The following is a 16,027-nucleotide window of genomic DNA, read 5'->3' as shown; positions in this document are numbered from 1 at the left end:
CCTTTCAAAAAGAATGCTTACCAAAACTTATATTCTTCTTTCCTTTTTTCTAATAATTTCATTTACAACTGCAGCACAGTCAGTAGATGATATGTCAGACAAAGAAATTATTTCATTTTTACAAAAAGCACAAGAAAGCGGAATGTCTGAAGAGCAGATAATTTCAATAGCTGCTACAAAAGGGTATACAGCAAGTGACATTTCAAAGTTTAAAGATAGAATCAACAAAATTCAATCTCCTAAAAATACTACAAACACTAACTCACAGTTAGTCTCAAGAAGTGTAGATTCTACTCAAATAATTTCATCAAATAAAACTAGAAATGAGAGTGTGGTAGACAAGGCTGCAGAAGAAAGGAGATCCAAGATTTTTGGGTTAAATATCTTCAATAATCAAACATTAAATTTTGAGCCCAATCTAAATATTGCTACTCCTAAAAATTATATACTGGGTACCAATGATGAAATAAGTATTGACATTACAGGCTATGCATATGCTCACTACGAATCTAAAGTTAGTCCAGATGGTACTATAAAAATTGAAAATCTAAGCCCAATATTTGTGGCAGGTCAAACCTTGGAACAAGCAAAAACTAAAATAACGCAACGATTAAAATCAATTTTTGGCGGTCTGGGTAGCAAAGGGCTAAATGCAGATGTTTCGCTAACAAAAATTCGAAGTATTTCAGTTACCGTAATCGGAGAAGCTGTTTTTCCAGGAACATATACAGTTCCTTCCCTAGCCACAACTTTCAACCTGTTATATGCAGCAGGTGGCCCTACAGATATAGGCTCCATGAGGGCTGTTGAGGTTTTTAGAAAAGGTAGAAAAATAAAAACTTTAGACTTGTATGACTTTTTACTACATGGAGATTTAAAAGACGACATATCACTGCTAGACCAAGACGTAGTAATGATTCCATATGTAGACAAAAGGGTAATAATTAATGGTGCCGTTAGAAATCCAAAAATATATGAAATCAAACAATCCGAAACACTTGCCAATGCCCTAAAGTACGCCGGAGGTTTCAATGAAATGGCCTATACAAAGTCAGTCAGGATTAATAGAGCAACACTTACTGAGAAAAAGATACTTACTGTATCGAAAGACCTACTAAATAGTTTTATTCTAGAAAAAGGTGATATGATTACGGTGGACTCTTTATTAGAAAAATATGAAAACAAAGTCTCCATCTCTGGAGCTGCATATAAAAATGGTGATTTTGAATTAGTGGAAGGGATGAGAATCAGTCAACTGATTAATCAAGCCGAAGGATTGAAGCCTACTGCATTTAAAGAAAGAGCATTTTTAAGAAGAGAATCTGCTAATGGGGATACTGAGATTATATCATTAAATTTAAATGATTTACCCAATGAAAAATCAAATGTATTGTTGAAAAAAAATGATGTATTAGAGATTAAGTCTATTGATGAAACAAGAGAAAAAATGACCGTTCAGGTAGATGGTGAAATAAACACACCTTCGCTTATCCCTTTTACAGAAAACCTTACAGTCTCAGATGCTATTTTGCTTACCGGTGGATTGAAATACGGTGCAAACCCATCTAGAATAGAGATAGCAAGAAGAATAAACATGGATGAAGGTGATAGCGAACAAAATATTGAAATATTAAAAATAAACATTGACCCAAAACTTGGAATTCTACCTAAAGACAAAGAAACAAAACTGCAGCCGTTTGATAGGGTTTATATAAGAAAGCTTGCACGCTACGAAACTCAAAAAATAGTTACAATAACAGGTGAAATAAATTACCCTGGCCCCTATGCTCTAAATGATAAGAAGGAAAGGATATCTGACCTATTAGAAAAAGCGGGCGGTGTAAAAAGTTTAGCGGACTTGGCGAGTGCCAAATTTGTTCGTGGAGGAATACAAATGGGACTGGACTTAAAGAAAATAGAAATTGACAAAAGCAATGTTCAAAACTTATTGTTGGAACCAGGTGATGTCCTTGAAATTCCACGAAGAAAAGAAACCGTAACTATTTCTGGCAATGTCTATAATCCGATTACAGTACCTTACCAAGAAGGATTAAGTCTGAAAAAATACTTAAACTACGCAGGAGGCACAAATGACTCCGCCTACGTAAAAAAAATATACGTAAAGTATGGAAATGGAAAACTTAACAATACTAAAAGCTTTTTAGGCATCAAATCTTATCCAAAGATTGAAAATGGTTCAGAAATAATTGTTCCAATCTATAAAAAACAAAGATGGACAGCAGCAGAACGAATATCAGTTAGTTCGGCAGTTATTTCAATTTCAACGGTTTTAATCTCAATCGTTTTAAGAGTTATACCTTAAACTATTTAAGTAAAATAAATGGAGCAAGAATCAGATATTATCAGAATTGACATTAAAGAATTTTTCAAAGTCCTGAAAAAAGAGAAATGGATAATTTTAGCTATAATAACACTATTTACTGCCTTAGGAGCTTTTTATGCATTCAGCCTTAAAGAGGAATTTGTTTCAGAAGGCAAAATACTACCAGAAGCATCAGGAAAAAACAGTGGCCTAGGTCAATACGCAGGCTTGGCGGCTTTAGCGGGAATTGATTTGGGTTCCTCATCTGGTGGCGTAGATGCCATCAGACCTGATTTATATCCAGATGTATTAAAGAGTACAGATTTTTTTCTACAACTTTTAACAGAAAAGTTTAATGACAAAAAGAATAAAGAATGGGTTTTTAGCGAATATTACCTGAAAGAAATTATTGACGGTAAAATAAAAAAAGAAGACCAAAAGCTGAACTTCCCAAAGAGTAAAAACTATATAGCTTTAAATAGACAAACGGAAAAAAATATTTCCGATCTAAAAAAACGCATAATTTGTTCATATGATAAAAAAACTGGAGTAATTGGCATATCGGTAAAAATGCCAGATCCCGTTATTGCGGCAAATATTGCTTCATTCAGTATGAAATATTTAACCGATTATATTATAAACTATAGGACAGAAAAACAAAAAAGAGATTTAGACTTCCTTGCCGAAAGATTATCTTCTGCCAAAGGCAAGTATTACAATACCCAAAGCAAAAAAGCTACCTATACTGACCAAATGCCATTAGGAGCACTTAGACTTCAATCGGCTGACTTACAAAGAGAAAGAATTGAATCCGAATACAAAATATCCTCTTCTTTTTATAATACACTTTTACAAAAATATGAAGAAGCCAAACTTCAAATGCAACAAGAAACCCCAGTGATTCAAGTATTGGAACCTCCTATTGTACCTAATTTAAAAAGTGAGCCTAAAAAAGCAATAATAATAGCATTATTTTTATTTGCAGGAATGTTAATTAGCGTTTTAACATCTGCATTAATAAAGAAAAACTACAGTAAATTTATTTACAATTAACATTTAGCATTAAACACCATTTAATAAAATTTCATCAAAAAAATATATTTGGGAATAAATATAGGATATATTTGATAAACATTTTAGACATTAAATTTACAAAAATATGAAAACGAAAATTTTATCCTTATTATTAGCAGGGTTATCAGTTGGTGCTATTGCCCAAAATGGGAGTGTAGGAATTGGCACAGTAAAACCGGACAATTCTGCAATTTTAGATTTATCATCAAGCAGCAAAGGTCTATTGATTCCTAGAATGAGTATCTCTGATAGAGATGCTATCTTAAACCCAGCCATAGGACTTAAGATTTATCAAACAGATGGAACTCCTGGAGAATATTCATTTGATGGAAAGAAATGGAATAGAGCCCTCACTGAAGGAGAGGCTAAGTCAGTAACTTTAGACGTTGCAAATTGGTCAAAAACTGGAGATGCTGGAACGAATCCTTCCTCCAATTTCCTAGGAACAACAGATGGTGCTTCTTTAGCATTTAGAGTCAATAATCAAAGATCAGGATTTATTGATTTTGGTAATGGGAATACATTATTTGGATATCAAGCGGGAATAGCGTTAACAACCGCAGTAAATAACTTAGCAATGGGGAATCAGGCCTTGAATAGTGCAACTTCTGGTTCGTACAATGTAGCATTGGGTGGATCTGCGATGAGATCTACTAGTACAGGACAATATAATGTGGCGATTGGAACTCAATCACTATTTTCAAATACCACAGGAAGCGGGAATGTTGGTCTGGGAGGATTGGCTTTACAGAATAGTACTACTGCAACTTTTAATTTGGCTATGGGGTATAATTCAATGAATTTAAATACCACCGGAAGTTATAACACTGCAGTTGGAGGTTTTTCGTTAGGGAATAATACAACTGGCGATGGAAATGTTGTAATAGGTTATGAGTCAATGAAAAGTGCAACAACTGGAAACAGGAACGTTGCTATTGGTGACGGAGCTTTATATAATACAATTTCTGGAAGCGGCAACGTTGCAATAGGTAGGAATGCAGGTCAAAATGTGCTAGGTTCAAATAACGTTTTAATCGGATTAAGAGCAGGATATAATGAGACTGGAAGTGATAAACTTTATATTTCAAACTCCGATGTAACAAATCCTCTAATAAAAGGTGATTTTTCTTCGAGTACTTTGAAAGTGAATTCTAAAACCACAGGTTTTTTAGCAGTGGGAGATTTTGATGCAATCACACCAATGCCAACACCAACTGGCTACAGATTAATAGTGCAAGATGGAATTTTAACAGAAAAAGTTAAGGTAGCTTTAAAATCGTCTGCGACTGATTGGGCTGATTATGTTTTTGAAAAAGATTATAATCTTTTGCCTTTGAATCAAGTAGAAGAGTTCATTTTAAAAAATAAGCATCTTCCAAATGTTCCTTCTGCCGACGATTTAGTTAAATCAGGTTTAGATTTGGCTAAAACTAGTAAGATGTTAATGGAAAAAATTGAAGAATTAACTCTTTATGTTATAGAACTAAAAAAGGAAATTGAATTATTGAAAAAATAATCATAAATATGTATTTTATAATTTAAAGCTGTGGAAAACATTTCCGCAGCTTTATTTTTTAGATTTTAAATGAAGATTAGTATAATAACAGTTGTATATAATGGAGAAAGGTATATAAAAGATACTATTGAGTCTGTAGTTAATCAAACCTATAATAATATTGAGTATATTGTAATAGACGGTAAATCAAGTGACAGTACTCTTTCAATAATAAATCAATATAAAGCTAACATCTCTAATGTTATTTCTGAAAAAGACAAAAGTATGTACGATGCAATTAATAAAGGTTTAAAAATTGCTACAGGGGACTTTGTACTAATATTAAATTCGGACGATTTTTTAGTAAATTGTTATGTAATTTCAGAAATTGTAAATCTAATACAAAAGAATCTTGGCTTTGAATTCTATTACGGAAATTTAAGTATACTAAAAGGAAATACAGTTAGTAAAAGAAATACATTTCAATGTTCATATTCAGAAATTTTACATTCTCGCCATGGTACTTTCATTCCGCATCCTGCACTATTTATTAGTAAAAAAATTGCACAAAAACATATATATAATCTAAAATATTTATATGCCTCAGACTTTGATTACATATTAAATTTGGCTAAAACGTATGAATCGAAATTTTTACAAATAACAGTAACAGTTTTTAGAAGCCATTCTGAAAGCATAACATCATCAGGGAAAATAAATAATGAGAGAAAATTAATTTTAAAGTCAAATGACTTATATAAAACCAATTTTATTGTACGGTCTTTTCTTTTTATTAGAATCTGGTTATATTATAAGTTAATTCAATATGTTAATCTATAGGTTTTTGTTTTTTGCATTTTTGTTGGTCTTACCTCTTACAAGTGCTTTTTCGATAACGTGGACTGTTTCGGCTCCTATTGTTTTACCGGTTATTATGTTTTTTATTTTGATTATACTTAAAGTCAAAAAAAAAAAAGTTTCGTTTTATTTCGAGGATGTTTTTTTAATATTATTTTTAATATGTGTTTTAGTAAGTTTTTTTTTAAATCATAATAGCTTTAGGTCGAATAAACCTTATAATCACATTTTTGCATATTTTTTCACTATTATAGTTTTATATCTAGGTGTAAAAAAAGGCATGGAAATTTGTATATTTCCCAATAACATTTCTTTTAAAAAATTCCTTGTTTTTGTAAGTATAGGAGTATTAGTTTCTTTAATATTTGGTTTTTCTGAATTTGTATTAAAAAACACCCTTAATTTTAGTTTTGATGAGTTAATACCAAGGCCTATAGTAGAAGATTATTCACCATTTTTTTTGGGTAAGTTTATTAGAGTGAGATCCTTTGTAGAGGAATCTGGACATTATGCTTTCTATTTGGAACTCCTTTTTCCCATAACTTTTTATTACCTATTTTACTCAGATTTTTCTAAGATTCCCCAAACATTAAAAAATTTATATGTTTTACTTTTCATAGTTTGTTTTATTTTAACTTTTAGTAGTGCAGGAATCGTTATTTTCGGAACATTTTGTTTAATGTTTTTTATTATATATTCGATAAAAAAAATTAGGGCTATAAATTTCAAATTTGGCATTACAATAATTTTTGGTTTATTTTTTTTGTTTCTATCTTATATTTTTTTTAATAAATATTTAATTCTAGAATTAGATTTTAGCCTAATTGAGATTTTTCAAACTCTTACAGTTGATAAAGTTAATTCTACTACTTCTGGATATGATAGAAGTTACCGAATTGAAAATGCTTTAGAAATTATTAAAGATGCAAATTTAATTAATATATTTTTCGGATTTGGTCCAGCAGCTTACGATACTAACTTAATCGACCCAGTAATAGGTTTGTATTTTGTTCTTTTATTTGAGACAGGAGTATTCGGCTTGTTTTTCTTTATTATGTTTTTCGTTTTAACCGTTATTAATAATTTTCGAATAAAAAATTTAGCATTGAGAAATTCATTATTAATCAGTTTATTGTCAGGCATTGTTCATTATCTATTTATCGGTAATTACTATTATCCGTGGATTTGGATAGTAGCAGCTTTAATTAATTTAATTGCTAGATGGGACCAAAGAAAACTATACATATAATACATTCCCTTAAAATTGGAGGTGTTGAAAACGCAGTGTTTTCAGGCAATGAATTAATTAGGAATAGTTTAAATTATGAAATTTTAGTAATTGATAAAATAAATCCTAGTATCACCTTTGATGTTAATTTTCTTAAAAAGAACGTTAAGTTATTTACTGGTAATTTTCCGTTAGATTTTATCAATATTATTAAAATATTAATTTATTTAAATAAAGAAAAACCTGAAATTATTATTACCTCATTATGGCGATCAGTTTTTATTGGATTACTTTATAGGCTATTTAATAAAAAAACAAAATGGATAATTTTTAAACACAGTTCTAAATATAAACACTTTTTAGATAGTGTAATTCATCTTATTTCTTTTAAACTTGTTGACTTTGTTTTTGCTGACTCTCAAGCATCTAAGGATTCGATTAACCTAAAAAATGCTAAATTTGAATGTATTATTGTTCCAATGGTAATTAAAGCAACATCTAGTAAACTTAAACCAAAAACTTTAAATTTAAATAACACAATTAAATTTATCTTTTACGGAAGACTACATCCGGTAAAACAAATCGATTTATCTATTAGATTCTTAAGTTATTTGGAAAAAAGATTAGGTAGAAAAATAGTTTTTGATTTTTTCGGACCTGATGAAGATAATACATTGAATAAATTGCTTAAAATTTGTAATGAATTGAATTTTTCTTCTGCTCATTATGGTGGATGTTTGAACTCCGAAGAATTAAATGATAAGCTTAAAGATTATAGTTTCTTTATCCAACTTAGTAAATACGAAGGCCAGGCATTGTCAGTTGTTGAAGCAATGCAAAATGGTCTCGTATGTATAGTTACTCCAGTAGGTGAAATAGCGAACTATACTAAAGATTTAAGTAATGCCATACATTTCAAAATTAAAAATCAAAACATCTTTTTAGAAGAAAATTTTTTAAAATTTGAGAGTATAATTAAAAATCCTGCACTCTTTAATCTCATCTCATGTAATTCTATTGATAGCTTTTCAAAAACGAAAGACTATCCACAAGAAATAATAAACAATCTAAAAATAATATTAAATCAAAAATAAAATGTTTCGAAAATTAACAAAATTTGTCATTAGAAAAGTTAAGGAATTTGGTTTGTTTTTTGTTTCGAAGGAACAAAATTATCTTACTAAATTTGGCTTTGCAATGAATTTGAATTTAAAGAATCAAGTTGACAGAGAAATATATTTGGATTATTTTGAACTTGACTCGCAGTTTTTTTTCAATTCAATCATTGAAAAAAATATGATCGTATTTGATATTGGAGCAAATATAGGTTTGTATTCATTAATTGCGTTACAAAAGATGGAAAATTCTGGATTTGTACATTCATTTGAACCTGCCCCAAATGCGTATTCTAAATTGACTCAAAATATTAATCTTAATAAATTCAAAAACGTTAAAGTAAACCAAATGGGAGTTTCATCTTCCACTGGTGAATTGTTGTTTAATTTGTGCGAAGATGATGCATATAATTCTATTGGAGAAAAGCCTCTTCAAAAGATTAGAGAGGTTATCAAAATTAAATCAACTACAATTAATAATTATTGCAAAGAAAATAACATATCTAAAATAGATGTAATTAAAATTGATACTGAAGGTGCTGAACTCCTAGTACTAGAAGGCGGAGGAGATTTGTTATCTCATGAAAATGGTCCCATTATTTTATGTGAGTTTAATAAAAATTCAAATTATGGTTTTGGCCACTCTATAGAATCTTACCAAGAAATATTAAACGGTTATTCATATCAATTATTTATTTTAGAAAATTTTTTTTTGAAGCAGTTTGATTTAGAGACTTATAATGGTTCTGAAATAATCTGCTTAAAAGGCAATCATATCAAAATGTTAAAAGATAAATTTGAAAAATAAAAACATAAGTAGTTCGGTACTCCAAGTATTGGTCAATGGGGCTTCAATATTTATTTTATATAAAATAATACTTTCTAGTAATCCGCTATATGTCTTTTCTGTGTGGATAACAATCTCATCATTTACTAATATTGCTAATATATCTGCTTCAAATATGAATGCGGTTTTCATTAAGTATGTACCTAAATTAGATTCTTTAAATGTAGGCAAACTATTCATGATGGGCATATCTTTTTCTGTTGTGTTTGCTATTATAACCTATTTGATCATTGGGTCTTTAAGTTTTTATTTATTCAGTTCAATATATAATATAGTAAACTTTAGTTTATTAAAAATTTGCTTAAAATTTAATTTCTTTTTAATTCTATTATTAGCCATCAATTCGTGTTTCTATTCATACCTTGATAGTAAAAATAAAATTTATACTAGAAATTATATTCAAATACTAGGAAACATAATTTTAATATTAGTGTATTTTATTTTTTTAAAAGATAATGGAATTTATGGTTTACTATGGGCCACTATTATTCAAAATACAGTCATTCTAACCCTTCTTTTTTATTTTTCAAAAGAAATTTCATACAATAAAAACTTTATTAGAAAAACTTATATCGTTTTATTTCTTAGATATGGAGGAAAAAGTCAAATAATTTCATTTTTAAATTTTTTCTTCGAACCTACAATTAAATATTTTCTAAATTATTTTGGAAATATTGAAGGCCTATCTTATTATGAAATTAGCAATAAGTTTATTCTATTGGTTAGAAATCTTCTTGTTTCTTCGGTTCAATATCTTGGGCCTATTGCTGCCAGAGATAAATTCTTTTTCCGTAAAGAGTATCTGAATATTTCAAAAAGAATATTTCAATTCACTTTGATTTCATTTGTTGTTTTATTTATTACATCTCCATTTGTTTCTTTTTACTTTTTTGATAAAGTCGATTATATATTTTTAATAATATTCGGTCTTTTGAATTTAGGTTGGATGATTAATTCATTATCAGCCCCTGCTTATTTTAGTTCAATTGGATTGGGATATATTAATGTTAATTTAATATCTCATATTATTATGTCAATAGTCATAATCTTATTAGGTTTAATATTTGGTTTTTTCTTTAAAAGTATTGGAATAGTTATATCAGTTTTTCTTTCTTTAATACTAGGATCTTACTATACAATCGTAAGATTCAAATATTTATTTAATAAACTTTACATAAATATGTAAATAATTTACATTATATATACTATGAAAATCATACAAGTTATTACACAGGGTCATGAGTTATATGGTGCCCAAAAACATGTTTTAGACTTGTCAGAAAAACTTAAAGATGATGGGCATCAAATTTTGGTTATTGTGGGATCGAAAGGTAATATGACAAATGAATTAGATTTAAGAGGTATATCATTTTATGAGTTGAAGTTTTTAAAAAGAAATATTAATATTTATTATGATATAGTAGCATTTTATAAACTGATAATCCTTTTTAAAGAATTTAAACCCGATTTAGTCGCTTCTCATTCTAGTAAAGCCGGAATTTTAGTAAGGCTGGTTTGTTTTTTATATAAAATCCCTAATGTTTTTACTGTTCACGGGTGGTCTTTTGAGGAGGGCATAAATACTTACTCTCGCTTTTTTTTCTTGCAGGTTGAGCGACTAATGGGTCTAATTTCAAATAAGATTATCTGTGTATCTCATAGTAGTAAATCTTATGCCATAAAGAAAGGTGTTGCAAATCAATCTAAAATTGAGGTTATTTACAATGGTATTAATGATTTGAATAAAAGAAATGAGCCTATAATAAATAAAGAAGATGTAAGAACTGGATTAAATAAACGATTAGTTATGGTTGCGGGTTTTAGACCTCAAAAAGACTATTTTACCTTAATTATGTCTTTAAAGAATATTGTAGACTTTGAATGGGAAGCATATTTTATTGGTGACGGGCCGTTATTAAATGAGATGAAAGAATTAGTTGTATCCCTAAATTTAGAAAATAGAATTATATTTACTGGAGCAATAAATAACGTTCATGCCTTTTTGGAAAGCTCTAAAATAATGGTGTTATCTACTAATTGGGAAGGGTTGCCTCTTTCCATATTAGAGGGTATGTCTTTCAATTTACCAATTATTGCAACTAATTTAGACGGAATTAAAGAGGAGGTTATAGCTGGATATAATGGTATCCTTGTAGGTCGAAAAAACATTTCGGAACTTTCAAATGCCCTTAGATATTTGTTATCAAATGAAGAGTTAAGAATACAAATGGGAAATAATTCACGAAAACTTTTTTTGGAAAAGTTTACTATTGAAAATATGTATTTAGAGACTTTTAAAGTTTACTCTAAAATAGCTACTAAATAATCCGAATAAACAATCAAATAATAAATTTATTTTGCCTAGAAATTCGCTAAGAGTGTTATTATTAGAAAAAAATGTTAAAGAGTTTTGCAATTCTAGATTAAAATATGCGGAGTTTCTTCAGCATAAAGGATATACTGTAGCAGCCTATATTCCAGACACTAATCCAGAGTTAATAAATATTATAAAAACAAAGGGGATTTTAGTTTTTAAATATTCGAAAATTTATAATTTGTTAAATCTTATTAACGCTATTATCTCTTTTAAGCCCTCCATTATACATTCATTTAAATTTGAACTACATGTTTTAACAGTTGTTGTTAATTTTTTTTCAAAAAGTAAGATTGTATTGCATATAACCGGATTAGGATATTTGTTTTCTGAGAAAGGATGCAAATATTATAGAGTTTTATTTATGAAATTAGTTTATTTTATATTAATCATTAAAAGTTTTAAAGTTATATTTCAAAATGAGGAAGATAGACTTGAGCTAAGGTTTAAAGGTTTATTTTACAAAAAATATGAGTTAATCAAAGGTTCTGGTGTTGATTTGATTAGGTTCGATAAAAGGAAGTATAATATTGCTGAAATTAGAAAAGAAATTATTATTGAAGAGAATGATATCTTTATTTTATATGTATCTAGATTATTAGTTCAGAAAGGAATTTTAGAATTAATAGAAGCTATTGAGGAACTTTCATTTGATTATCCTAATATTAAATTATGTGTTATTGGAAGTCATAAATTAAAGAATAACCGATTTATTCCAATTAGCATATTTCAAAAATATAAAAATTCTAAAAAAATAATTCTAAAAAGTGAAATTAATAATATTGAAAAGTATTTTGCCATAGCTGATTTTTATGTTTGTCCTTCATATTATAGGGAGGGCATTCCTAGGTCAAGTTTAGAGGCTCTAGCAACAGGATTGCCAATTATATCAACTAACATAGGAGGCTGCAATTTGACAGTTAATAATCAGAATGGTATTTTGGTAGAACCTCACTCAGTCCTAGAGCTTAAAAACGCAATAAAAAATATGCTAAAGTCTAAATTTAAATGGGATAAAATGGGAACTTCTAGTAGGAATCTTGCTAAGAAAGAATTTGCAAATAATATTATTTTTAAACAATTTGAAAATACTTATATTAGTTAATGAATATTTTAATTACGGGTGCTGCAGGATTTATAGGTTTTCACCTTGCAAAAGCTCTTGGAAATACACAAAATAGTATTTATTGTTTAGATAACCTTAATAATTATTATTCAACTACTCTTAAATTGGATAGGCTTTCTGAACTCGGGTTTAATCAAATAGGAATAACAGAAGAAACTTCTATATTATATGAGAATTTGCATTTTTGTAAAATTGATATTAATAATTTAGAGGAGTTAAGAAAGTTCGTTACTAAAAAAAGAATAGATAAAATCATACATTTAGCTGCTCAAGCTGGTGTGAGATATAGTTTTGAAAACCCTTCCGAGTATATAAAAGTAAACATTGGTGGATTTTTAAATATTCTTGAATTAGCACGTGAAAATAATATTAAGCATGTAATTTATGCTAGCAGCTCAAGTGTTTATGGGAGTAATATTGAGAAAAGAAGATTACATGAGGGGGATAATACTGATAATCTTTTAAATATATATGCCGTTTCAAAGAAAACAAATGAATTAATGGCAAAAGCATATTTTAATTTATATGGTATTAAATCTACAGGCTTAAGGTTTTTTACGGTTTATGGTCCTTGGGGTAGGCCTGATATGGCTGCCTATATATTTACTAAATCTATTTTAGATGGTTCTGTAATCAAAGTTCTTAACAATGGTAACTTAGAAAGAGACTTTACATATATAGACGATATTGTTACTGGAATATTAAATATTTGTTTTTCTAATAATGCTGAATTGAGGGACACTTATAATATTGGCTCTGGTAATCCTGTTTCAATTATTGATTTCATAAAAACAATTGAGGATGAAACAAAAATTAAAGCTAATTTAAAGTTTGTTTCAATGAATAAAGGGGAATCTAAAAGTACTAATGCTAATACAAGTTCAATTAGGGACGATTTTGGTTATTTAGCTGTAACAGAAATACATGAGGGGATTAAATCTTATATCCAATGGTTTCGGGAATATTATTGTAAAAATTAAAGACTACTTTGTTTCAAATACCCTTCTTTGTTACAATTGTATATATTGTTAAAAAAATGATTTTTGCTTCCAATTTTAAATTCCAGTTCTTAATATAATACAGATCATACATCAATTTGTGTCTTGCATCTTTCAATCCTGCTCCATAGGGATACATTATCTGAGCGTAACCGCTAATTCCTGGCTTTATAGCATGCCTTTCATTGTAGTGAGGAATGTGTTCTTCAAAAGTTTCTATGAATACTTTTCTTTCAGGCCTTGGCCCTATCAAAGAGAGTTCCCCTTTTAGTATATTAAATAATTGCGGTAACTCGTCTATTCTAGTTGCCCTCATTATTTTTCCAAAGGGGAAAATCCTATCATCATTTTTATTTGAAAACTGTGCTCCATTTTGTTCGGCATCTATTCTCATTGACCTAAACTTAAAAACTCTAATGTTTGTATTATTTATCCCAATCCTGGATTGAATGTAAAATATTGGACCAGGAGATTCAAAATAAATTTTAATCGCACTAATTAACCAAAGGGGCTGAGAAATAACATAAATTACAATTCCGAAAATCCAATCTATTGTTTTTTTTACTATTCTTGGATATATCGTAAAATATTTTAGATTAACGATATCTGAATTATGAATATTAATATTATCGGAAACATAACACTTTTTCAGCATGCTTTCACAAAACTTCGAAACTTCAATAAATGAGATTAATTTATTATTTTTAAACTCAAAATTAAAATAGTCTCCAAATGATTCTTTGTAAAAACTATTGAATACTATTGTGATTTTATTTCCTTTGGCAATTAATTCGAAAATAAACTCAGCATTTTTTGTTATTGATTTCGATTCATCGATAGGAATTAGAATAATATTTTCATACTTATTTTTTAAAATTTTCAAATCACCTTTATTAATAAAATAATCAAAGTGAAGAATTATTAATACTTGACTATTACTAGTAATTCCATTTAAGGAATGAAAAAAAACATCTTCTTTTTGTAGTATTTTCACCATTTCTAAGCTCTTGTAAAGTGTAAATTTAAATTTTAAATTTTATATATCCCATTTAATATTATTATACGGTTAATCTAAAATACTTTTTTAACACTTAAATTTGCCCCTATATTATTTTTAAAAAGATTATTATTCAGGTCTGATGCAATATTTATTGAGACTATGTTCTTAAACAAATCAAATTGAATTCTTTGAGAAAAAGAAACTTGATTATTTAAAAATCTTAAAGGGGTCAAAAAGCTACCATTATTCTCAGTAAAATAAATTTTTGAGATAAATATACTATTACTCAGCTGATAGTCAAAACCAATTTTAAAAACCCGAACTCTATTATTAAAAAACATATTTTTCGATAAATCAACATAGTTTAAACCAATTCTTTTATAGTAATTATTTTTGGTTTGCATAAATGGACTTCCTAGCACCATACCTTTATATGTCCAAGCATCTTTATATAAACTATTATTAAAATAATTATCTACCCCCCTTAATTCAGAAACCACATCACTAAATAAATTTCCACCTTGTGACGTAGTATTTAGATATTCGACACATATTTTTTTAAAAATTTTAGAATCATTCAATTTAATTGAAACTCCATTTAAGCCATCGCTAATATTTGTCAAATAATACAAAGACCCATCTTCATAAATACTCTGACGATATATAAATATCTTTGCTTTGGCTAAATAAATCTCCATCCCCACATCTACAGTTCCCAAATGATTTCCCGATCGATTACCAGCCTCATTTGCAGCAACTCCTGTTTGGTTGGTCCAATCATTCGCACCACTAGCCAAGCTTACGCCTGTAGCCACCTTTACGAAGGTGGCAAAGTCTGACCCAAACTTTGATATAGTTTGATTAGATATAGGATCATAAAATGGTTTTGCGGGTCTCCCACCCCATTGAACTTGATGGTTAAAGCCTCCATAGAATTTCACTTTCCAACTTGGCCTTCCTACTCTGGCATAGAAACTCTTTTGATGTAACCAATAGTTTTTAACGGAATCGGCATCTCCAAACCAACCATGAGCAAAGTTCCCTTTTATTGATATTAAGCCCCTACCAATGATTGGGGTATAGTTGGCTATACTTACTTCTAATTTAGGCAAAGGAAGAGCATTTCCCGACCATATATAACTGCCCATTGTTCCTAGGGTATCTACCAAACCTTGAATTTCTCTGCGTCTGCCTCCATATAGCTCAAAAATGCCATACCTGATTTTTGCATATGCTTCGGGTAATCTAAAGTCTTGTGTTCGACCAATATTTACATGACCTTCTATTCCATACCCATAATCAAACTTTTTTAGTTTTTTGTTTAAGGTATATAAACTATCATATTGTTTCTTTATGCCACTATTAAAATAGAGCGAATTAGATGTGTTTAAAAGTGTACCGTATTGATTACTTCTAATTAAAAAAGGAGCCAAGGAATCGGACCCAACTACAAGGCCAACGCCAGTATAAGCCCTAGCTTTCTTGTACCACTTTTGAGAAAAAGTGGTATAACTAAACATTAATAAAGAAAGGAAAAATATAAATTTCTTCAAACTAAATAAAGATTCATGTGTAAATATGTGTGTAAA

13 protein-coding genes are annotated in these 16,027 nt (G+C 28.9%); 11 read left to right on the top strand and 2 right to left on the bottom strand.

The window, feature by feature from the left end; all coding sequences use genetic code 11:
* Window positions 1-13: 13 nt before the first annotated feature.
* The 11 genes from ACFOOI_RS16950 (at window position 14) to ACFOOI_RS16900 (ending at window position 13,420) form a co-directional block, all read left to right on the top strand.
* Window positions 14-2,323, top strand: a complete 2,310-nt coding sequence (locus ACFOOI_RS16950) for an SLBB domain-containing protein (protein ID WP_379839223.1) — start codon at window positions 14-16, stop codon at window positions 2,321-2,323.
* A gap of 18 nt (window positions 2,324-2,341) precedes the next feature.
* Window positions 2,342-3,376, top strand: a complete 1,035-nt coding sequence (locus ACFOOI_RS16945) for a Wzz/FepE/Etk N-terminal domain-containing protein (protein ID WP_379839222.1) — start codon at window positions 2,342-2,344, stop codon at window positions 3,374-3,376.
* Between the two features lie 106 nt (window positions 3,377-3,482).
* The gene (locus tag ACFOOI_RS16940) at window positions 3,483-4,913 is read left to right on the top strand and encodes a hypothetical protein (RefSeq protein WP_379839221.1); all 1,431 of its coding nucleotides are present in this window, start codon (window positions 3,483-3,485) and stop codon (window positions 4,911-4,913) included.
* Between the two features lie 69 nt (window positions 4,914-4,982).
* A complete protein-coding gene (locus tag ACFOOI_RS16935) occupies window positions 4,983-5,732 on the top strand; it encodes a glycosyltransferase family 2 protein (protein WP_379839220.1) in 750 nt (249 codons plus the stop codon).
* A gap of 298 nt (window positions 5,733-6,030) precedes the next feature.
* Window positions 6,031-6,999 carry a hypothetical protein gene (locus tag ACFOOI_RS16930; RefSeq protein ID WP_379839219.1) on the top strand — a complete coding sequence of 323 codons (969 nt, stop codon included), beginning with the start codon at window positions 6,031-6,033 and terminating at the stop codon, window positions 6,997-6,999.
* Window positions 6,972-8,072: a glycosyltransferase family 4 protein gene (locus tag ACFOOI_RS16925; RefSeq protein ID WP_379839218.1), complete on the top strand. Its 1,101-nt coding sequence runs from the start codon at window positions 6,972-6,974 to the stop codon at window positions 8,070-8,072. The genes ACFOOI_RS16930 and ACFOOI_RS16925 overlap by 28 nt, the downstream gene beginning before the upstream one ends.
* Before the next feature lies 1 nt (window position 8,073).
* Window positions 8,074-8,901, top strand: coding sequence for an FkbM family methyltransferase (locus ACFOOI_RS16920; RefSeq protein ID WP_379839217.1), 828 nt, complete (start codon window positions 8,074-8,076; stop codon window positions 8,899-8,901).
* Window positions 8,891-10,126: a hypothetical protein gene (locus ACFOOI_RS16915; protein WP_379839216.1), complete on the top strand. Its 1,236-nt coding sequence runs from the start codon at window positions 8,891-8,893 to the stop codon at window positions 10,124-10,126. The genes ACFOOI_RS16920 and ACFOOI_RS16915 overlap by 11 nt, the downstream gene beginning before the upstream one ends.
* 21 nt (window positions 10,127-10,147) lie before the next feature.
* Window positions 10,148-11,266 (top strand): glycosyltransferase family 4 protein, encoded by a 1,119-nt coding sequence (locus ACFOOI_RS16910; RefSeq protein ID WP_379839215.1) that lies wholly within the window; start codon window positions 10,148-10,150, stop codon window positions 11,264-11,266.
* Between the two features lie 52 nt (window positions 11,267-11,318).
* The gene (locus ACFOOI_RS16905) at window positions 11,319-12,419 is read left to right on the top strand and encodes a glycosyltransferase (RefSeq protein WP_379839214.1); all 1,101 of its coding nucleotides are present in this window, start codon (window positions 11,319-11,321) and stop codon (window positions 12,417-12,419) included.
* On the top strand, window positions 12,419-13,420 hold the full coding sequence (locus ACFOOI_RS16900) for an NAD-dependent epimerase/dehydratase family protein (RefSeq protein ID WP_379839213.1): 1,002 nt from the start codon (window positions 12,419-12,421) through the stop codon (window positions 13,418-13,420). Before ACFOOI_RS16905 ends, ACFOOI_RS16900 begins: the two co-directional genes overlap by 1 nt.
* A gap of 13 nt (window positions 13,421-13,433) precedes the next feature.
* Here ACFOOI_RS16900 and ACFOOI_RS16895 read toward each other — a convergent pair whose 3' ends face one another.
* Window positions 13,434-14,435 carry a sugar transferase gene (locus ACFOOI_RS16895; RefSeq protein WP_379839212.1) on the bottom strand — a complete coding sequence of 334 codons (1,002 nt, stop codon included), beginning with the start codon at window positions 14,433-14,435 and terminating at the stop codon, window positions 13,434-13,436.
* A 74-nt stretch (window positions 14,436-14,509) separates the two neighbouring features.
* Window positions 14,510-15,991 (bottom strand): capsule assembly Wzi family protein, encoded by a 1,482-nt coding sequence (locus ACFOOI_RS16890; protein ID WP_379839211.1) that lies wholly within the window; start codon window positions 15,989-15,991, stop codon window positions 14,510-14,512.
* Window positions 15,992-16,027: the final 36 nt, after the last annotated feature.

This window comes from Lacihabitans lacunae (genome assembly GCF_042649125.1).
Classification (GTDB): domain Bacteria; phylum Bacteroidota; class Bacteroidia; order Cytophagales; family Spirosomataceae; genus Leadbetterella; species Leadbetterella lacunae.
Note: the sequence above shows the minus strand (reverse complement) of the source record. Positions and strands in the feature narration are given on the sequence as shown.

What these genes read in the sequence shown, in the direction of transcription:
- ACFOOI_RS16945 (WP_379839222.1), top strand. Translation starts at nt 2,342, where the DNA reads ATGGAGCAAGAATCAGATATTATCAGAATTGACATTAAAGAATTTTTC.
- ACFOOI_RS16935 (WP_379839220.1), top strand. Translation starts at nt 4,983, where the DNA reads ATGAAGATTAGTATAATAACAGTTGTATATAATGGAGAAAGGTATATA.
- ACFOOI_RS16940 (WP_379839221.1), top strand. Translation starts at nt 3,483, where the DNA reads ATGAAAACGAAAATTTTATCCTTATTATTAGCAGGGTTATCAGTTGGT.
- ACFOOI_RS16900 (WP_379839213.1), top strand. Translation starts at nt 12,419, where the DNA reads ATGAATATTTTAATTACGGGTGCTGCAGGATTTATAGGTTTTCACCTT.
- ACFOOI_RS16895 (WP_379839212.1), bottom strand. Translation starts at nt 14,435, where the DNA reads ATGGTGAAAATACTACAAAAAGAAGATGTTTTTTTTCATTCCTTAAAT.
- ACFOOI_RS16930 (WP_379839219.1), top strand. Translation starts at nt 6,031, where the DNA reads ATGGAAATTTGTATATTTCCCAATAACATTTCTTTTAAAAAATTCCTT.
- ACFOOI_RS16950 (WP_379839223.1), top strand. Translation starts at nt 14, where the DNA reads ATGCTTACCAAAACTTATATTCTTCTTTCCTTTTTTCTAATAATTTCA.
- ACFOOI_RS16925 (WP_379839218.1), top strand. Translation starts at nt 6,972, where the DNA reads ATGGGACCAAAGAAAACTATACATATAATACATTCCCTTAAAATTGGA.
- ACFOOI_RS16910 (WP_379839215.1), top strand. Translation starts at nt 10,148, where the DNA reads ATGAAAATCATACAAGTTATTACACAGGGTCATGAGTTATATGGTGCC.
- ACFOOI_RS16920 (WP_379839217.1), top strand. Translation starts at nt 8,074, where the DNA reads ATGTTTCGAAAATTAACAAAATTTGTCATTAGAAAAGTTAAGGAATTT.